Origin of the sequence: Acaryochloris marina S15, from assembly GCF_018336915.1 — a bacterium.
Taxonomy (GTDB): Bacteria; Cyanobacteriota; Cyanobacteriia; order Thermosynechococcales; family Thermosynechococcaceae; genus Acaryochloris; species Acaryochloris marina_A.
On the sequence record NZ_CP064923.1, the window covers coordinates 1,691,233 to 1,711,256 of the forward strand.

15 protein-coding genes are annotated in these 20,024 nt (G+C 47.2%); 10 read left to right on the forward strand and 5 right to left on the reverse strand.

Annotation, left to right across the window (positions count from 1 at the left end; genetic code table 11):
- Positions 1-97: 97 nt before the first annotated feature.
- The 4 genes from I1H34_RS08465 to I1H34_RS08480 all read left to right on the forward strand — a co-directional run bounded on the left by I1H34_RS08465 (position 98) and on the right by I1H34_RS08480 (position 7,017).
- On the forward strand, positions 98-652 hold the full coding sequence (locus I1H34_RS08465) for a 2OG-Fe(II) oxygenase (protein ID WP_212665213.1): 555 nt from the start codon (positions 98-100) through the stop codon (positions 650-652).
- Positions 653-1,037: 385 nt separating this feature from the next.
- A complete protein-coding gene (locus I1H34_RS08470; RefSeq protein WP_212665214.1) occupies positions 1,038-2,477 on the forward strand; it encodes a TldD/PmbA family protein in 1,440 nt (479 codons plus the stop codon).
- The gene (locus I1H34_RS08475; protein ID WP_212665215.1) at positions 2,474-3,838 is read left to right on the forward strand and encodes a TldD/PmbA family protein; all 1,365 of its coding nucleotides are present in this window, start codon (positions 2,474-2,476) and stop codon (positions 3,836-3,838) included. Before I1H34_RS08470 ends, I1H34_RS08475 begins: the two co-directional genes overlap by 4 nt.
- A gap of 518 nt (positions 3,839-4,356) precedes the next feature.
- A complete protein-coding gene (locus I1H34_RS08480; RefSeq protein ID WP_212665216.1) occupies positions 4,357-7,017 on the forward strand; it encodes a non-ribosomal peptide synthetase in 2,661 nt (886 codons plus the stop codon).
- Here I1H34_RS08480 and I1H34_RS08485 read toward each other — a convergent pair.
- Complete coding sequence (locus tag I1H34_RS08485) at positions 7,009-8,352, reverse strand: cytochrome P450 (protein WP_249369929.1); 1,344 nt, start codon at positions 8,350-8,352, stop codon at positions 7,009-7,011. The genes I1H34_RS08480 and I1H34_RS08485 overlap by 9 nt on opposite strands.
- 324 nt (positions 8,353-8,676) lie before the next feature.
- On the opposite strand from I1H34_RS08485, the gene I1H34_RS08490 reads away from it, so the two are divergent.
- Positions 8,677-11,412: a bifunctional diguanylate cyclase/phosphodiesterase gene (locus I1H34_RS08490; RefSeq protein WP_212665217.1), complete on the forward strand. Its 2,736-nt coding sequence runs from the start codon at positions 8,677-8,679 to the stop codon at positions 11,410-11,412.
- Positions 11,413-11,543: 131 nt separating this feature from the next.
- Positions 11,544-11,900 (forward strand): Spx/MgsR family RNA polymerase-binding regulatory protein, encoded by a 357-nt coding sequence (locus I1H34_RS08495; protein WP_212665218.1) that lies wholly within the window; start codon positions 11,544-11,546, stop codon positions 11,898-11,900.
- Positions 11,901-11,913: 13 nt separating this feature from the next.
- Here the strand turns inward: I1H34_RS08495 and I1H34_RS08500 are convergent, their stop codons facing one another.
- A complete protein-coding gene (locus tag I1H34_RS08500) occupies positions 11,914-12,126 on the reverse strand; it encodes a DUF350 domain-containing protein (protein ID WP_212665219.1) in 213 nt (70 codons plus the stop codon).
- A 156-nt stretch (positions 12,127-12,282) separates the two neighbouring features.
- Entirely contained in the window at positions 12,283-13,746 is a 1,464-nt protein-coding gene (locus I1H34_RS08505) for a RecQ family ATP-dependent DNA helicase (protein WP_212665220.1), read from the reverse strand.
- A 176-nt stretch (positions 13,747-13,922) separates the two neighbouring features.
- On the opposite strand from I1H34_RS08505, the gene I1H34_RS08510 reads away from it, so the two are divergent.
- Positions 13,923-15,110 carry an HhoA/HhoB/HtrA family serine endopeptidase gene (locus I1H34_RS08510; protein WP_212665221.1) on the forward strand — a complete coding sequence of 396 codons (1,188 nt, stop codon included), beginning with the start codon at positions 13,923-13,925 and terminating at the stop codon, positions 15,108-15,110.
- 69 nt (positions 15,111-15,179) lie between these two features.
- On the opposite strand, the gene I1H34_RS08515 is transcribed toward I1H34_RS08510, so the two are convergent.
- Both I1H34_RS08515 and I1H34_RS32730 read right to left on the reverse strand, forming a co-directional pair.
- Positions 15,180-15,650 carry an MEKHLA domain-containing protein gene (locus I1H34_RS08515; protein ID WP_212665222.1) on the reverse strand — a complete coding sequence of 157 codons (471 nt, stop codon included), beginning with the start codon at positions 15,648-15,650 and terminating at the stop codon, positions 15,180-15,182.
- A gap of 2 nt (positions 15,651-15,652) precedes the next feature.
- Entirely contained in the window at positions 15,653-15,781 is a 129-nt protein-coding gene (locus I1H34_RS32730) for a hypothetical protein (RefSeq protein WP_283250056.1), read from the reverse strand.
- Here I1H34_RS32730 and I1H34_RS08520 point away from each other — a divergent pair.
- From I1H34_RS08520 to trpE, 3 genes are all read left to right on the forward strand, one after another.
- A complete protein-coding gene (locus I1H34_RS08520; RefSeq protein WP_212665223.1) occupies positions 15,774-17,780 on the forward strand; it encodes a DICT sensory domain-containing protein in 2,007 nt (668 codons plus the stop codon). The genes I1H34_RS32730 and I1H34_RS08520 overlap by 8 nt on opposite strands.
- Positions 17,781-17,899: 119 nt before the next feature.
- Positions 17,900-18,319: a photosystem I reaction center subunit II PsaD gene (gene psaD / locus I1H34_RS08525; RefSeq protein WP_212666200.1), complete on the forward strand. Its 420-nt coding sequence runs from the start codon at positions 17,900-17,902 to the stop codon at positions 18,317-18,319.
- Between the two features lie 160 nt (positions 18,320-18,479).
- On the forward strand, positions 18,480-20,024 hold the full coding sequence (trpE, locus tag I1H34_RS08530; protein WP_212665224.1) for an anthranilate synthase component I: 1,545 nt from the start codon (positions 18,480-18,482) through the stop codon (positions 20,022-20,024).

Genomic DNA, 20,024 nt, shown 5'->3' on the forward strand with positions numbered 1-20,024 from the left:
AACGTCCTGAACTTTGCGGCGGCAGATACGATGTAATTGAATCGTTAGGTTGACGTCTCTCCTTTCTCAAACGAAGCGATTTTTAAGGGGGATTCCCGTGCCCGAGTACAACTGGATTACTGAGCAGATTTCGACCGTTACGGAGTTCTTTACGCCTGCAGAATGCGAGTCGTACATTGACCTAGCCGAATCCATCGGTTTTGAGGACGCGCCTATCAACACGGCGTTTGGCCTTCAATTACGGAAAGATGTGCGTAACAACTCTCGTGTAATCCTTGATGACATCGAACGAGCCGCTGGATTGTTTGAAAAAATTATGGACTATGTTCCTGCCTGTATTGGTGATTGGGATATCTGTGGGGTTAATGAACGGTTCCGTATCTATCGCTATGATGTGGGCCAACAGTTTGATTGGCATTACGATGGGTATTTTGAACGAAACAAGGATGAGCGTAGTCAACTAACGTTTATGGTCTATCTCAATGATGGTTTTACTGGGGGTGAAACAACCCTCGAATCCATAGAGATCAAACCTCAGCAAGGTCTGGCATTGTTTTTTGTGCACCAGATATGTCATAAAGGTCAATCGGTTATAGATGGCAGAAAGTATGTTCTTAGAACCGATGTCATGTACCGACGTTTAAACGCATGAGTATGGTGTGAATCAAAGCGATACAAAGCATGTTGGATTACTTGCCAGTTTTTGCATCAACAGCTTATACCTGATCATTAGTTCTGAAGCTCAATTAAACTACAGAATGTTGTTTATGGATCTCTTTAAGAGCCTCACAGACACTGGATTATAGGTGAATCTAGTGGGTGCTTGTGAGAAATTCAGGAAGATAGGCAATGAGTTTAAATTGGGAAAATAAAGTTGCTTCTCAGGTGGCTTCCACATATAGGCTGATTTAACGCTTCACAATTTGTTCTGTGGAAAACCGATGATGAACCAACACTCATTTTAAGAAGAGCTGTTGTGCTCTCTTAGGAAACGTTAGACTAGCGCTTACGCACCTTATTTATCGAGCAATATAGATATGAAGTTTGACCTTCATCAGGCTCTCAATACCTTAGATATCAACGCTGATTGGGTGGGCCTCCGTCAGGTGAATGAGAAAACCACCACCCATGCTGTTCGAGACGGGCGACCCCAAAGTAACGGTCGTGATTTTACCCAGGGCGTCATGGTGGAAGTCCTCGCCCAAGGCCAGTTTGGCTATGCTGCCACCAACCGTTTAGACCCAGCCAGTTTGCAGGTGGCAGCAGAGCAGGCGTATCAGCAAGCGATCGCAACCTCTAAATGGGCGGTTCACTCCTTCACCCCAGCGGTGCGTCCCAAAGCCGTGGGCCAATACCAATCTCCATTTCAGCAGCCCCTAGACTTGATCAGCGTTGCCGATCAACTGGATCTGTTGGTGAAAGTCTGTGACACCCTCCAGGTCTCCGACCAAATCGTTAAAACCAGCGCTTTTACCCAAACCTTAGAAACTGAACAAATTTTCGTTAGCAGTAACGGCACGGATACCCACCAAACTTTTGGGTTTGTAATCACTAACTATGAAGCCACGGCCCAAGACGGCAGCGTTATCCAAAAGCGCACCGACAATGGTCCCTTAGCCCGCTGCTATCAGGCGGGTTCTGAAGTGTTTGATCCAGACCAGGTGCTCACCCGCGCCCACCAAGTAGGGGAGCAGGCTATTGCCCTGTTAGCAGCCGAAGATTGTCCCACTGCCACCACCACCTTGGTGCTCGCACCGGATCAAATGATGCTGCAAATTCATGAGAGTGTTGGCCATCCCCTAGAGTTGGATCGAATCCTCGGAGATGAGCGCAATTACGCCGGGTCTAGCTTTGTGAAGCTTTCTGACTTTGGCCATTTGGTTTATGGTTCACCATTGATGAACATTACCTTTGACCCCACGGTTCCCGGTGAGTTTGCGGGCTATGCCTTTGATGATGCCGGGATGCCCGCCCAGCGAGAATATCTGATTAAAGAAGGTCTGCTTCTCCGGGGACTGGGGAGTTTAGAAAGTCAGGCTAGAGCCCAGGTGCCAGGGGTCGCTAATTTCCGGGCTCGTTCCTGGAATAGAGCGCCTATCGACCGGATGGCTAATCTAAACCTAGAACCGGGCCAATCCTCCTTTGATGACATGATCGGTAATATCGAGTCCGGGGTGTATATGGAAGCCAATCGCTCCTGGTCTATTGATGACTATCGCAATAAGTTCCAGTTCGGCTGTGAGTATGCCCGCCTGATTGAGAACGGTAAGCTGACGAAGGTCTTGCGGAATCCAAATTACCGAGGCATCACTAATCAGTTCTGGGGGAACTTGGCACAAGTGGGCGATTCCAGTACCTTTGCCATGTATGGCACCCCCTACTGTGGCAAGGGTGAACCCAATCAATGTATCCGGGTCGGTCATGCCTCCCCCACCTGTGCATTCAAAGAGATCGAAGTATTTGGAGGAGCCGCATGAGCACCAGTGTCGCAACCAACCCCACCGAGACCCTGGCGGCTTGGGAATCTACCTTTAATCAGCTTGCCGATCTACTGTTGGATAACTTGCAAGCGGGAGAACATCTCTCCATTGAGCTGGGGGGTGAACAAAGCCACTTTATGCGCCTAAATGCCGGAAAAGTTCGGCAGTCGGGTCTAGTGACCGATGCCAGTATCAATATCCGCTTGATTGCCAACCAGCGTACGGCCTATGCAGGTTTCCCCTTTACAGGGGATCTGTCAATGGACAGTGCCTTAGCCCTGGAGCAGCTCCAGCAACTGCGCCAAGATATACCCCAACTGCCGGAAGACCCCTATATTGTCCTACCGGAAAACTATGGTTCTAGTCGGGAAGCTTATTCTGGCCAGTTACTCGCTGCCGATCAAGTCTCTGCTGCTCTGTTACCTACCGTGCAAGGGGTAGATTTTACGGGTATTTATGCCTCTGGTCCCATTGTCCGCGCCAACCGCAACTCCGCAGGCCAGAAGCATTGGTTTGCCACGGAAACCTTTGTGCTCGATTATTCGTTGATTGCCCCTTCCGAAAAGGCTGTTAAAGCAACTCTGGCGGGCCAAACTTGGGACCAAACAGCCTACACAGAACAAATCCAGCAGTCCATCACTCAGCTTCAAGTGCTAGATCGACCCGTTAAGGTGATTGAGCCGGGTCAATATCGCACCTATTTTGCCCCCGCTGCTACTGCAGAGTTGATAGGTATGCTGTCTTGGGGCGGAGTGAGTGAAGCGTCCATGCAGCAGGGCGGCAGTTCCCTGGCCAAATTACGAGAGGGCAAGTCCCTGTCCCCCCATTTGACCTTGAAGGAAAACTTCAGCTTGGGCTTGGTGCCTCGATTTAATAGCTTAGGGGAGGTTGCCCCTGAAGAAGTGCCCCTGCTCGTTGACGGTCAGCTCGTTAATACCTTGGTCAATGCCCGCACGGCTAAGGAATATCAGGTCAAAAGTAATGCTGCTAGTGGCCATGAGGGGATGCGATCTCCCGAGGTATTGCCTGGTTCTCTAAGCACGGCAGAGATCTTGGCTCAGCTGGGAACGGGGTTATACCTATCTAATTTGCATTACCTGAACTGGAGCGATCGCACCGGGGGACGGATCACGGGCATGACCCGCTACGCCTGCTTTTGGGTAGAGCAGGGAGAAATTATTGCACCTATTAAAGATCTGCGGTTTGATGATAGCCTCTACGAATTTTTAGGTGCAAAGTTAGAGAACCTCACGGATACTCAAGAATTTATTCCCTGTGTAGACACCTATGGCGCTCGCTCCTTGGGTGGCTCCCTGATGCCAGGGCTACTGGTCAATGACTTTACATTTACACTGTAAGGTTCACCGCTTCATTGCCAGAGCTCCTTTTAGATAAATTATTGTCAAGTTAAATCCAGAAAAATTCTTGTTCTAATTTCATTGAACAACTACTAAGCTCAGCAATTCTACCCACAGGTCAAGGTGGACGAAAAAAAACGCTGGACGTTTATACTACTGGATCAATACCCATTGATAAGCTAGGACTTTCAGCCTGCCATTGAGTCATTAAGCTCATCGATTTCGTGAAAAGCGCTTTTTTCGTCCACCTATAGCGATCTGACGTGAGTTGTGAGAATTATATTCAACCTAAATGGATACTGGTAAAGATTTCAGCCTCTCTACATCTCACGATTGATTTCAGATTGCTATATATCAGGCAATGAGTATTTTGCTATTCTTGTATAGAAATATTTATTGGCTTAGTTTATTTGGTTTCTATCTAACAACACATAGACATAACTTCCATGAAATGTCGACGCTCTAAATTTTTTCTTTCAAGCGGTATTTAAGACGGTTTAACCAGTGAGGCTATTTTGGTGCAGTTGAATAGAAGTACATCTTGCTCAACTCATGAGCGTTGTATTCACGAGCTAATTGAAGCTCAAGTAGAAAAGCAACCTAATGATGTCGCCTTAGCCGTTAAAGATAGCCAGCTTAGTTATGCAGAGTTAAATTCCAGAGCCAATCAGATGGCACGCTATCTGCAAAATCTAGGAATTAATCCAGGATTGCCTGTAGGTATTTTTCTTGATAGATCGCTGGAAGTCATCACCTCTTTTTTAGCTATTTCGAAGATAGGAGGCGTTTTTGTCTTTTTGGATCCAGGCCTTCCTCAGGAACGGATAAACTTCATCCTAGAAGAAATGCAGGTATCCTTTCTCATAACGACAAAGAAACTATATAACTTGCTTCCCGAAAATGGAGCAAAGAGTATTTTTGTTGATGCTGAATTGCAAGAAATTACCCAAGAAAATGGAGAAAACTTAGATTGCAAGATCGCGCCTGAGAGCCTAGCCTATATCCTGTATACCTCTGGTTCAACTGGCAAACCTAAGGGTGTACCAATGAATCATTCAAGCGTTTGGCATTACATTCAATCCCTGCAAAAGATTTTTCAAATTCACTCTAGTGATATCTATCTGCACACCGCATCATTCTCATTCTCATCCTCAATTCGGCAATGGGTTTTGCCTTTAAGCCAAGGGGCAAAAGTTCTAATTGCAGATTCGGAAGAAAGAAAAGACCCTTTGACTCTCTTCAGATTAATCCGTCAACAAGGATGTACCGTTTTTGATACGTTTCAATCCGCTATTCGTTATGGATTACAAGCATTGAGTGATATTGACGAAAAATCTAAAAAATCACTCCTGAACTTTGAGTTAAGGTTGATAATATTTTCCGGGGAAGCGCTTCCATGTCAACTATTTAATCAGTTACGAAATGAGCTCAAAAATAGACCCCGTATTGTTAACCTTTATGGTCAAACAGAAACCATTGGTGTTTGTGCCTATTCTATTCCCCAAGATTTTGAGAAGGAACGAGGATATATGCCAGTGGGGCAGCCTCTCTCCCATATTCAGGACATAATACTGGTCGATGACCATCGCCAACCCGTTGCCACTGGAGAGTCAGGTGAATTATATGTTGCAGGGTCCAGCCTCACGCGCGGCTATCTCAAGCGTAATCAACTCAATGCTGAGAAATTCATATATGAACCATCCTTAAAAACTGAATTAACATCATCTGGAAAACCCAAAGTTTATTATCAGACTGGGGATATAGCTCGCTACTTACCTGACGGTAGCCTAGAAATCCTAGGCCGTACCGACCATCAGCTAAAAATTCGAGGGATGCGAGTTGAATTGGAGGAGATCGAGTCAGTTCTTGAGAGTCACCCTACAGTCCAGGAAACGATAGTAGCAGTACAAGAATTTCAACCGGGTGATCACCGCTCTGTGGCTTATATAGTCTTACATTCGTCGGCAAATGAGATTAATCAGACTAAATTAAAAGAGGCTCTACGGGATTTTCTCAGCCGCAAGCTACCCGACTACATGGTTCCGTCTGCCTTTGTTTTCTTAGCAACATTTCCTTTAACACCTAACGGCAAAATTGATCGTCGTGCTCTACCCGCTCCTGGCCAAGTTCAATCCGAATTATCAGAGCATTCTATGCCTCCTGACAATCCCATTGAGCAAGAACTTGCAGACATATGGAGTCAACTCCTCAACATCACCCCAATTGGTCGTGACGACAACTTTTTTGCCTTAGGTGGGCATTCTCTCCTAGCGGCAAGACTTGCTTTACAAATTGAGCGAAAACTTGGGAAAAGTCTTCCTTTCACGGTTTTTTTTCAAGCACCCACGATCCGTGAATTGGCGTTAGCCGTCGTACAAGAACAACCTCAGACAAAATTGCTGTCTTTGATCCCCCTACAGCCCAATGGTACTCGCCCTCCCCTATTCTGTGTTCACTTTATCCTTAGGCCCCTAACGACTTTATTGGGAGATGATCAACCTATATATTCGCTTCGTTATGGTTTAGCTACACACCCTTCTGAACAGATCGAACCTCCTCCCCAGCGCGTAGAAGAATTGGCTGCACACTACATTCAGGAAATGCGTCGATTGAAACCAGAGGGGCCTTACCATCTCATGGGATCTTCCTTTGGCGGTAAAGTTGCCTTTGAGATGGCCCAACAACTAGTGACTCAAGGTGAAGAAGTTGCATTTCTCGCTGTATTTGACACTAATATGTGGGCCAGGCAACCCAAAAAGAGAGCTCGCTCCCCTTCAGCAACCAGACTGTTGACCAGTCACTTCTTTTCTCTAGAGCCATTGCTTCAAGATCGTCGGAAAAAAATACAGCAGAGGGTACTCAACCGACTTCAGTTTGAGTTCATTAGTAAGAGGCAGTATTCCCCTCACTTTTTTTGGGGACGAGAGGCTAAATTATTTGCCCCTTATTCTCCTACATATTACAGAGGCAATATTATTCTCTTTAATGCGTTAGATCATTTTGAAGATTCAAGATGGTTGCCTTCTCAATGGCAGACTGTAGCTCAGTCGGTAAAAGTGTTTGATATACCAGGAGATCACAATGGCATTCTTCAAGATCCACATGTCTTTCGTTTAGTGAGATATTTACAGCTAGAATTGGCAGCATCAGTAGGCCCGAAGCACAACAAATTAGTCTGAAAAGGCTGTAAAGATCACTTTCAAGCCATCACGCGGACGGGGAGAAGGGACAACTATCAAATCTAAGTCTTGATCAGGCAGCAGTTGCCAGTCATAATTTCGCAATAAATGGGCTGCAAATATTTTCATCTCTAGTCGGGCAAACTCTTTGCCCAGACACTCCCGAATGCCGCCACCAAAGGGAACATAACCATATCTCTGCTGCTCCGTACTCTGTTGGGCTAAATGTTCAGGGCTAAACCGTTCAGGATCGAATTTTTTAGGATTCGAATAGAGAGTTTGATCTTGGTGAGTACTCGCAATAGAACATTGAACGGACCAGCCTTGGGGAATTTGGTATCCACCCATTTCACAAGTTTGGAGAACCGTACGAAAGACCCCTCCCACAGGTGGGATGAGTCGCATCACCTCCGTCAATACCTGTTCTAAATAGGTCATTTGTTTCAGGTCTTCTAAGGTCAGGGCTTGGTTGGAATCCCATTGCTGCTGTTCCTGGCGGAGGTGAGCTGTAATCTCTGGATGCTGGGCTGTTAGAAGACAGAAAGAGGTAATGGCTGACGTTAATGTTTCATGCCCAGCAAATAGCATTAGGAGAATTTGATCCTGGAGCTCAGCCTGTCTCAGGCCTTGCCCCTGCTCATCCCGGGCTTGAAGCAGCAATCCTAATGTGTCATTGCCAGGATCTGCTATTGACTGACGAGCTTGGATTGTCTGTGCCAACTCTTGTAATAGCAAGTCACGACAGCGTTGGGCTTTCCCAAATCTTGTCCAGGGTAACGAAATAGGCAAAGAGAATAACCCTCCACACCAAGTTTCAAAGTGTTTCCCTAATGAAGTTTGAGACCCATTATCTTGCCCTATAAATAACTTACAGGCCACATCTAATGTGAAGCTACGCAGTTCCGGATACCAGGTTAGCGTTTCCGCTTGCTGCCATTTCTGTGTATATTGCTTGGCAATATCACCCATGGTCTCAACATAGGTAGACAAGGTTCGAGGCTTAAACGCTTGGGCTAACAGTTTACGACGGTCGCGATGTAGACCTCCTGTTTGCAGTGCTAAGGACAACGGACCGAGTAACGCTTTTGTCGAAGCTGGCCAACTATTTTCAAAAATTTTGCTCTCGTTTCCCAGCACAACCTGATTCGCTTCTACCCCATGAATCATCACAGTTGGGCGTCCCAACACATGGGTTTTGAATATAGCGCCGTGAAGCTGCCGTCGTTTCGCTGCGAAATCAGGATCTTGAAAAAATTGCAACGACTCGCCAATTACAGGTAAGCCAAAACTGCCAGGGGGGAGCGGAAGAGAGTTGGGTATATTAGAAACTGCCATAGGGTTAGATGCAATTAGAACAATGAGGAAAGAAGTGATCAACACACGTAACGAATGTTCAACACTATGATCTACCGTATATTTAGTAGCCTTACTCTTGCATAAAGGATAGATTTGCTGAAAAGATATCTACACTGCCCAAAGTGAATATCTTTGCCAGGGAGAGAAATGTCTCAAAGACAAGGTTTCTGGTTATACAAAAACGATAATGTTGAACCTCATCAATCAGCAAACAAGTGAGCATATCTCGGTTTAGCTAAATAGCTGACTGCAATTGCGGGCATCCTAAGCAATAGTGTTGTTATCCATGTTGCCCTCTTATTTGTGAGTATTTCTGAGCCCCTATCGATTTTAGAAAATCCTGATGTGTCCATCGCATTAGGGAAGCTAATTATTGCGCTCTCACTAACAACATCAGAAACGGAAGTTTACGCGACAGTCGCATCCTATTTGCCCGAGCTTCTCCCTGCTGTTCGAAGCAGCATTGCTTTACTGGCTGATGAGGGTAAAAACTTAGAAATATTTGCGCTCAATGGCACGGAAGGAGTAATCCCCTTAGGCAAAAAAGTACCTTGCGAAGGGACGGGGTTTGGTTTAGCTGTCCGCACCCGTCAACCCCAATTTCATTGGGCTAATCCTCAAAGCCCACTTTTAGACATTGCTCAATTATCACAAAACGGAATCGCTTCTTTTGCCTGTGTCCCTCTGATCGTTCATGATCAAGCGATCGGCACGATTGGTGCAGCCTTCTCAGATCCAACTTTAACGAGTGACCAGATTCTAAATCTATTCACTCAGATCTCTTCTTTAATTTCTACCCATTTAGAGCGGCAAATGCTGCTGAAGCAAACTCAAGTAGCGATGGAAGGGTATCGGTCTCAAGCTGAGCAGCTGCAAGTTCTAAATGAGATTGCCCGCAAGCTATCTGCAGCCATTTCTGATGAGGAAGTCTTTGATGCGATCGCAAAGGCAATCAAGCAAATTATCCCCGTTGAACGCGTCAGCTATGCCATTCCAACCCCAGAATTAAAGGGATTTCGAATTTTTCGATTTACTGGAGATGCTTATTTACCCACGGATATGGTGTTGCCCAAAGAGAAATCAGGCTTGGGGTTTATTTATGATCTGGGCCAACCCTATTTCTTTGCTGAGTTGAGTCAAAGCGATTTTAGCGAACATGCCATGCTCATGGAGGCAGGATTGCGCTGTGGTTGGAGTGTGCCCGTCAACGTCGTTGGTGAGATTACGGGTATTCTTAACGCGGCCTCTTCCAAACAGATCAAAGATGGCAATCAATTATTGTCAATCTTAACGACCTTGGCAGAATTAATGGGCTCAACCTTTGAGCGCATTCGCTTACAAGATCAAGCCGCCACCGTTCTTCGAGATAGTGAAGAGCAAGTGCGTACCTTTATCGATGGTAGTCCCCTATTGCTGCTGGCCCTTGATGCCAAAGGCATGATCCACCATGTCAGCCATTTTGGGGCCAGTCAACTGGGATATTTAGTAGATCATCTGATCGGTTCCCCGTTTAGTAGCCTCCACCCGGATGACCAGGCTGAACAGATTCAGGCCTACTTACAAACCTTATCCAACCTAGATATTGGCGAGATTCATAGTCGAGAAGCTCAAATGCTGCAAGGGGATGGCACCTTTATTTGGGCTCGTCAAAATGCCCATAGGGTTCATGATCATCAAGGAATTCCCCAACTTTTGCTGGCCTGTGAAGATATTTCTAAGGTGCGTTCCCTCACGGATCAGCTTCACTTTATGGCCCATCATGATGCCTTGACCACTCTCCCCAATCACACCTTATTTCGCCATACTCTAGAAGCCTTAATTGCCAAAACGGCGGATCAACCCACGCCATTTGCCATGCTTTTCATCGATCTAGATGGATTTAAAAAGGTAAATGACAGCTTGAGTCATGCAATTGGGAATGAACTACTCTGTCAGGTGGCTCAACGGCTCCAGGCGGTTGTGACCTCATTAGATACAGTGGCTCGTCTCGGAGGAGATGAATTTGTCGTTTTACTTCCTCAGGCCGTATCACCCGATGAGGCTGCCAAAACGGCTCAAGCCATTCTCACGCAATTACGAACCCCTTTTCAAGTTCAAAACCACGACATCTTTATTGGTGCCAGTATTGGCATTAGCCTCTATCCCGATCAAGGAAAAACCTCCAGTGAGTTGATGAAGCAGGCTGATCTGGCCATGTACCGAGCAAAAGCTCAAGGGCGCAATAATTATCAGTTCTACAGTGCTCAGCTGTCTGCAACCTTGCAGCGCAAGCTAGCCATTGAGCGTGCTTTGAGGACCGCAATTGAGAATGATGAACTGCACCTAGTCTTTCAACCCCAGGTTGGACCTGCTGGGCAAATTTTGGGTTTAGAAGCGTTAGTTAGGTGGCATCATCCTACTTTGGGCATTGTTCCTCCCTCGACCTTTATTCCCATAGCCGAAGAAAGTCATCTCATTGCTGCATTGACCGATTGGGTCCTGAAACATAGTCTAGCCACCCTGGTTCCCCTTCGCAGTGCCTACCCTCATCTGTATGTTGCGGTTAATATCTCTGCCCAAGAATTTTTAGCGCCTTGTACGTTAGTCAATCGAGTGAGGAGGGTCTTAGCGGCTCACAAACTACCCGGCTCAGCTTTAGAACTAGAAATTACGGAAAGTGTGTTTCTACATCCGGGAGAAGGTCCGAGTCAATTGCTGACCGCTCTAAAAAATGAGGGGGTTCGAATTGCCATCGATGATTTTGGAACCGGTTTTTCATCCTTGGCTTATTTATTGAATTTGCCCTTCGATACTCTCAAGATTGATCGCACTTTTGTGAACGATATCGACATTGATTCTACGAAGGAAGGGATCATGAAAGGCATTCTAACGATTGCCAACAGTTTAAGGGTAACCTGTGTTGCTGAAGGGATTGAGTCTCTATCTCAGTTGAAGTGTCTGCAAAAATTAGGATGCTCTCACTATCAAGGATATTACTTTCAAGCTGCTACTGCTATCGATCAGCTTCGGCCTTTGATGGATAAAAAATTTCGAGTCTAATACTGAGGCAATCCTAAATTTATTCCCAAAGTTTCATAAACTAATCAAGTTTATGGAAAATCGGGATGTACAAATAAATGATACTCGTTTAAATCCGTTCCATAATTCGTTGGCTTAGTAATCAGCAATACATGACTATTCAAGTCTATGGCATCCCCACTTGCGGCACTTGCAAGAAAGCGTTGAAATGGCTGCAAGAGAATCATCTAGATTTTGAGTTCATCAATACGAAGAAAGAACCTCCCAGTATTCAACAGATTTCTGCTTGGGTCGATACGTTTGGCTCTAAGCCCATGCGGAACACGTCGGGTGGAGCTTATCGAGCTTTAGGCGAACAGAAGAAAACTTGGAGCGAAGACCAATGGATTGCTGCATTTGCTGAAGATGCCATGCTGCTCAAGCGCCCCTTGATCCTTAAAGATGGTGCCCCTGTCTTAGTCGGGTTTCGGGCTTCCGATGAAGTTCTCCAGGAGCGCTTGAGTCTCTGAATTTAGGGGGGTGTCAAGAGGGTGTCAAGATGACGGCAATGACGATGGCTGCGAGGGAAACCACGATGGCAGCCTGCAAGATGCCAGATGCTAAATTTCCTTTGCGAATTTCGGCGCGGTGATCAATCGGGTCCAAAATGTCATAGAGCCTTAGACCGACATAGAACAGTACGACACTTAAAAAGGTCCAACCAATGGATTCGAGGACTCGAATAAGAAGAGGCATGCGTACACAATTAACTTAGATCATCCCTATCAAATCATGCTGGCTGGGACCAGACAACCTCTCTTAGATATGAATATTAGGGAGATGGGCTAGAATCCCACTTTTCGTTTTTTGGGGAAATTAAAGTCAACCCTCCGGCCCTTTACTCTGGAGGAGTTAACGAGAGGATCTGGTGCTGGATGAATGGGAACGGCAGCGATCGCAATGGCCGCATCGAAAGTGATCCGCCTCTGTGTGAAAACCAAACTGCTGCAAAATGAATTGCCAACGGCATTGGTGGGTATAGAGGTAATCTGCAATATCTAGCTGAGTGGGAATGGGTGGAGGTTTAAACCCTTGAGGAGAAAGAATCCGAAAGTGAAATGGATCCTCCCATACTAGATTTCCGGATTGATGAAGGAGTGCTAGGACGAGGTCTGCTTCTGGGAAGGTTTTTTTGACGGTGTCAACATGACCTTGCTGGGGAAGATTATGAAACAGGCGTTGAGCAGATTCTTGTTGCCCCCGCAATTGTTTGAGAAAATATTGTCGCATTTGCCGATCCTGAGGATCTAGCCAACCGGTGGGTTCACTGGCTAGAAGTAGGGTTTGCGATCGCAAGTTGTCTCGTCCAGCCCGACCAATCTCTTGCAAATAAGCACTCAAACTCAAGGGTGGTTGATAGTGGGCGATCCATCGCACGTCTGGCTTATCAATCCCCATGCCAAAAGCACTCGTACAAATCACAAAGGGCAGCTCCCCCCGAAGCCACTGAGCTTCGAGGCGGCGGCGTTCAGCAGCACTGAGGCCAGCATGGTAGGCCACGGTGGGCTGATGATGTTGACACAACCAGGTTGCCAAGAACTCACACAATCGTCGGCTAGACGTATACACCAGTCCTGATGACTGGGCCTGACGGCCAATAAATTTCAAAAGCTGTTGTCGACGGCAGGCGGTTGTCCAGGCCACCTCAACCGTCAAATCTAAATTGTGCCGATAGGGACTGCAGCTCAAGACCTGAGGCTGATGCAGTTGAAGCACAGTCTGAATTGCGGCTTGCGTTGCGGGTTTAGCAGTCGCCGTATAGGCTGCCACGGTAATGGGTGAGGCAGCGTTCGTTGGCAAAAGAGCCTCCCGAATTGCGCCCAAGCGACGATAGACTGGGCGAAAACTGCTCCCCCATTGCTCAATGCAGTGGGCTTCATCCACGATTAAGCATTGAATCTGCAAGTGAGGATCACATAACCGCTGCCAAATCGGTGGGCTCAACAACGATTCGGGAGATAGATATAATAGGCGTAATTGCTGCTGTTCTATTTGTCGCAATGTCTGCCGTCGCTTCTGAGAAGAGAGTTGGCTGTGGATCATCCCAGCCGGTAGCTCCTTTGCCTGGAGTGCTTGCACCTGATTTTCCATCAGGGCAATCAAAGGGGAGATCACAATCGTGAGGCCAGGCTGTAATAGGGCTGGCAGTTGAAAGCAGACTGATTTACCAGAGCCAGTTGGCAGCATCACCAAAGCATCTTGGTGTCTCAGTAAGCAGGTGACGGCCTCTCCTTGTAAAGGGCGAAACTGATTGTATCCCCAGAACTTCTGTAGTCCAGCAGCCGCTCTATTCCAAGCTAGAGAATGGTCAAGCATCGCCTTCAGGAAACATTCTTAGAAGTAACAAAGTCCAAGAAGCTAATGTCATTCCGAATGAAAGCCTGATTAACCGGATCTAAATCTATCTCAAGGGCCACTCTTTCATTCCCCACCTGAACCATTCTGTTCCCTCAAGTCACTGCTATCCCATAGTCCTTTAGTCACCGTTCGATATGCCAGCGAAATTTTCAGTCCAAAGGTCCGCGACCTATCTATCTTTAGTATTAGTCGGTTCCTTAGGTACACTCCTGGGAACACAGGTTTTTCCAAGCAACAGCCTTCTACCCCAACCAAGCGTAGCTCAATTGCCCAAGCCGTTACCGGGGCAAACCGATACTAACTTTATCGCTCGTGCGGTTGAAAAAGTGGGTCCAGCTGTTGTGCGGATTGACTCTGCTCGAACCGTGAGTCGTCGTCGCTCTAAACTATTTGACGATCCCTTTTTCCGTGAGTTCTTTGGACGAGACGTTCCTCGGCAACCCCGTACTCGGGTGCAAAGGGGAACAGGGTCTGGATTCATTATCAGTGATGATGGCTTGGTCCTCACCAATGCCCACGTGGTGAATGGGGCTGATAAAGTCACGGTTGTCCTCAAAGATGGTCGTAGTTTTGAAGGCACCGTCATGGGAGAAGATTCCTTGACGGATGTTGCCGTCATTAAAATTAAAGCCAAAAATCTACCAGCGGTAAAAATGGGCAAGTCAGATGACCTGCAGCCCGGTGAATGGGCGATCGCCATTGGTAATCCTCTCGGTCTGGATAATACTGTAACTGCAGGTATTATCAGCGCCACAGGACGAACCAGTAATGATGTGGGCGTTCCGGATAAGCGGGTGGGCTTTATTCAAACAGATGCTGCCATTAATCCGGGTAATTCTGGGGGTCCCTTACTCAACCAGGCCGGGGAAGTCATTGGTATGAATACCGCCATTATTGGGGGTGCTCAAGGGTTAGGATTTGCCATTCCGATCAAAACAGCTCAGCGGATTGCCGAACAACTGATTGCTAAAGGCAAAGTCGATCATCCCTTTCTAGGGATTCGGATGGCAGGCTTGACCCCTGAACTGAAAGAGCGCATCAACAGTAGTCCTGACGTAGATTTTCAGGTCAAAAATGATAAAGGGGTTTTAATTTTCGAAGTCATTCCCAAATCTCCTGCAGCAACGGCTGGATTACGCCCCGGAGATATCATTCGTGAAATTGATGGTCAAGCTATCAGTAAAGCCAGTCAAGTGCAGCAGAAGGTTGATGCCACCTCCTTGGGTAATTCTTTGAAATTAGGGATTACACGCAATGGAAAGGAACAAACTATTGCGGTTAAACCTGGACCTCTGCCGGCTCAATTAAGTAAGAATAACTAAGGGTATTCAGGGCAAGCGGTCTAAGGCTTAGGGCAAGGGGCAAGATTTAGCCAATGGTGGTGAAGCTATTTATAGCCACTGCCACTGGCTAAACCTTGCCCCTTGCCCACATTTTTGCCCTTTTTCATCCCAGACATCCCATATTTCCGCATTGCTGATTCTAAATCGGCGGCCTGTGGTGGAGATCCGAATCCCTTGATAGTTTTGAATATAGTGCTGCTGGGCTGCTTGATTGAGGAGCTGTGCTCTACCTTGGCGTTCAACTGGCTCTGCGGTCAAGCGAGAAGGCATGCAGATGAGTTCAGGCCAGGTTATTTCCCAGAGGTCAAGGGCTGACTGGTTACCGTAATTGAGAACTGGGTCAGCTTGAATACCATGGGAGAGCAATACAAAAGGGGCATGAAATAAATTATGGGCGATCTGGGCTGGTGATGGGGCGTCAACAAGCTGTTCTCCGGTCCATTGCTGATAACTCTTCATTAACCTCAAACTATGACGAATTATGTCAGCTTCCAGCCAGGGGAAAGACGCCAAATTCATAACTAATCAACTTTTTGCATGTAATAACGATATTTTGCCTTTCTCTGGAGTGCTGTAAGGCTGGGAGGATCGAGTAGGCTAGTTTTGGCGGCCCATACTCTATTTCGACCAAAGCCAACGTTGATGCTCATTGCTACCTCCCTCATACAGGAGCTTCTGGAGGCACAGCCCCAGCTTAGACCGCAAATGTATTTTAAGTCTTCCCTCACGGCTTTGTCGCGGGCGATGGAAGATCAGGTACTTGCAGGGACTGATCACCCCTTAGTGATTATTAGTTGTCAACGGGAACGCTACTACCGTAAGGCCCTCCATCGCTACGCCCGCCTTGCAGCTCGTTCACCGCAAATTTATATTCTGGCAACTCCTGAGCAAGCGTTTGGTGATGGGTCAGATCCCTATGAAACGATTGCCTTTGACGCGGCAGATCCCTTAACTCAGGAATGGCACGTGATTGTTGTAGGGCAACAATATGCTGCATGCCTTGCCTGTCGTGAACATCCTCAACTCCAGACTTCAGACCCATTAAATGCCCCACGGATGGATCAAGCTCGTCGTTACGAAGGCATATGGACCTTTGATCGACGGGTGAGTTGTCAAGCCGCCTATTTATTCTTGAAGAGAATCACTCAGTATCGTCCCCACCTCACCTCCAAGGTGACTCAAGCCCTAGCCCAGATTGTTCCTTATGTGGCTTCGACCGTTCGACAAACGGAGCCAGGTCCCTTTACGGACAGACTAGTGACTTATCTGCAGGCCAGTCAGTATCGCCAGCAAAAAGCCTACCGCCAGATTGCGACTCAAGCCCGCAAAGAACATTTGGTCAATTCCATTACGGCTGCAATCCGCCGATCCCTAGATCCAGATCATGTGTTGGGGGTTGCAGTACAGGAACTGGGGCAAGCCCTCGGTACCACCCGCTGTTTAATCTACCGATGTCTGGCCAAGGATAAGGTAACGCGACTCCAATATGAGTTTGTCCAACCCGGGCAGCAATCCCTTAAAGGCCAAATCTGGCCGTTGCAGGACAACCCCTGGTTTCAGGAAGTGCTCCACACTCAACAGTGGATGTATGTCAGCGATGCGATGGCCGATGTCCGTTTACAGCAGTCTTCATTGCTACAAGATTGGGTGCATACTGCTCAAATTCAGACCCTCCTGCTGGTTCCCATGTGGTACCAAGGGCGGTTACTGGGCATGGTAGAACTCCACCAGTCGGATCCTCCAGACGAGATGGTATGGAAGGACGCTGAGATTTCGTTAGTGGATGCGATCGCATCTCAAATCGGTATTGCTCTCATTCAAGCTCAATCCTTTGCGGACTTAGGCCTTTTGAACCAACAATTGGCGGATTTGGAACAGGCTCGAAGTAACTTAATTGCGATTACGGGCCATGAACTGCGGACCCCCCTCTCAACCATTCAGATTTGTCTAGAGAGTCTGACGAGTGAGCCGGATATGGCACCCGAACTGCAGCAAATTATGTTGAGCACAGCTCTTTCCGACGCCGAGCGCATGCGCAAACTAATCCAAGACTTTTTAACCTTATCCCGCTTAGAAAGCGGCAGAATTGAGTGGAATTCTGAACCCTTAGCCCTGCAAGAATGTGTGAATTTAGCCCTCAGTAATATCAAGGCGCAGCATTTGAGTCAGGCCCTTCCTCATATCGAGGCCCATATTCCTGAGAATTTGCCTTTGGCCCAAGTCGATGGCGAGTGGCTAGTAGAAGTATTGGCAAAATTACTAGACAATGCCTGCAAGTTTACTGAGGCCGATGGCCAAATCAAGATAGACGCCAAAGTTGCCTCTAAACATATGCTAGAAGTGACCGTTGCTGATACCGGTAGAGGCATCGATCCAGATTGTTTGGGTTCAGTCTTTGAGCGGTTTTACCAAGAAGAAGGAGCCCTCAGGCGAACTACGGGGGGGACCGGGTTAGGCTTGGCGATCTGCCGTCAAATTATTCATCATCTAGGGGGGAGAATTTGGGCCTCATCCCAAGGGAGAAATCAGGGAACTACGATGCATTTTACGATTTATAGTATAGAGACGCCCCCACAGCCTCAAACTCCCCCTTCTTCCCATCAGGTTTCTCTACCAAATCATCGGTCTGTAGATTCCTCATGCCCTTGATCCCTGAAGAACTGTAACAGTTCAAGCTGAACTTGCTTAAAGGGGACAGACACGATGATACGATGCCCTCTAGAAGAGATTTAGGTACCTCAATCAGTACCGTATTGGGAGAAAAGTTAATGGCAGAAACACTGACTGGACAAACCCCATTGTTCGGCGGCAGCACTGGCGGATTGCTCTCGAGCGCTGAAACAGAAGAAAAATATGCCATCACCTGGACAAGTCCGAAGCAACAGGTCTTCGAAATGCCCACCGGTGGTGCAGCGGTGATGAACGAGGGTGAAAATCTCTTGTATCTTGCTCGCAAAGAACAATGTCTAGCTCTTGGTCTCCGACAACTGCGTATCAAGAAGATCATGGACTATAAGATCTACCGGGTGTTGCCTGATGGATCGAATACTCTCCTACATCCAAAAGATGGTGTCTTTCCTGAGAAATCCAATGAAGGTCGTGCTGCAGTTAACAGCGTAGCTCGCTCCATTGGCGAAAATCCTAACCCTGGCGCCATCAAATACACAGGTAAGCAAGCCTACGACTAGGCTGATTGCTATCAAGACAACGCTTTTGATTTAGATTAGGCGTTGTATATTTTTTCTTCTATGCCTGAACCCCTCCATTGGTGGGGTTCAAATTTTTTTTGATATTGTTTTGCCATTAACGTATTTCTTGGCCGTTTTCCTCAATAGATAGGTTATTGCAGTGACGATTTTGCCTGACTTTAGTCAATTTGAAGCGTTGGCCCAATCGGGCAATTTTATCCCTGTTTATCGAGAATGGATTGCGGATCTAGATACACCTGTCTCTGCCTGGTATCGGGTCTGTGCGGATCAACCCTATAGTTTTTTGCTGGAATCTGTAGAAGGGGGAGAACATCTAGCCCGGTATAGTCTTTTGGGATGCGATCCAGTCTGGGTTTTGGAAACTCGAGGCCAGCAAACAACCCAGACTTATCGTGATGGGTCGGTGGTGCCTTTTACCGGTAACCCTTTTCAAATTCTCCAAAATTGTTTAGCACCCTATCAACCGGTAACGCTTCCTCAGCTGCCCGCTGGCATTGGTGGTCTTGTGGGTTTCTGGGGATATGAATTAATTAATTGGATTGAATCACGGGTACCGATTCATCCCGCCTCTAGCTCAGATTTACCGGATGGGCTCTGGATGCAGGTGGATAATTTAATGATTTTTGATCAGGTCCAGCGCAAAATTTGGGTCATTGCCTATGCTGATTTACAACAAACGCCTGATTTGAAGGTGGCTTATCAGCAAGCATGCGATCGCGTTGAACATCTGGTCCAAAAGCTACAAGAGCCCCTCGATCGACAAAGCTTAGAGCTGACGGGTATGACGCCCACCCAGTCCGTTACGGCTGACTTTACCAGTAATACGACCCCAGCTGGATTCTGTCGCAATGTCCAGCAGGCGAAAGACTATATCAAAGCTGGGGATATTTTCCAGGTTGTTTTATCCCAACGGTTATCTACAGCCTATCAAGGCGACCCGTTTGAGCTTTACCGCTCCTTGCGTTTGATCAACCCATCTCCCTACATGTCCTACCTGCACTTTCGTGATTGGCAAATTATTGGCTCCAGTCCAGAAGTGATGGTGAAAGCGGAACATAGCACCTATGGGAATGGAGGATTAGCAGCGACCGTGCGACCAATCGCAGGGACTCGTCCCCGTGGGCAAACGCCCCAAGAGGATATTGCTTTGGCCGCAGAACTCCTCCAAGATCCGAAAGAAATTGCAGAGCATGTCATGCTTGTCGACTTAGGGCGGAATGACTTAGGACGAGTCTGTAGCAAAGGGTCGGTGGAGGTGAAGTCAGAGGATCTGATGGTGATCGAACGCTACTCCCATGTCATGCATATTGTGAGCAATGTTGTGGGGGAACTTGAGGAGGACAAAACTGCCTGGGACTTACTCAAAGCCTGCTTTCCTGCCGGTACAGTCAGTGGTGCGCCTAAGATTCGAGCCATGGAAATCATCCATGAACTAGAAGGATGTCGACGGGGGCCTTATTCAGGGGTGTATGGCTACTATGATTTTGAGGGTCAGCTAAATACGGCCATCTCGATCCGGACGATGGTTGTCCAACAACAATCTCATGAGCAACATCTTGTAACGGTGCAGGCAGGAGCAGGGATTGTGGCAGATTCTGAGCCTATTCGAGAATATGAAGAGACACTCAACAAGGCTAAGGGGCTGTTACAAGCCATTCATTGCGTACAAGGTGCTTCTTCCTGA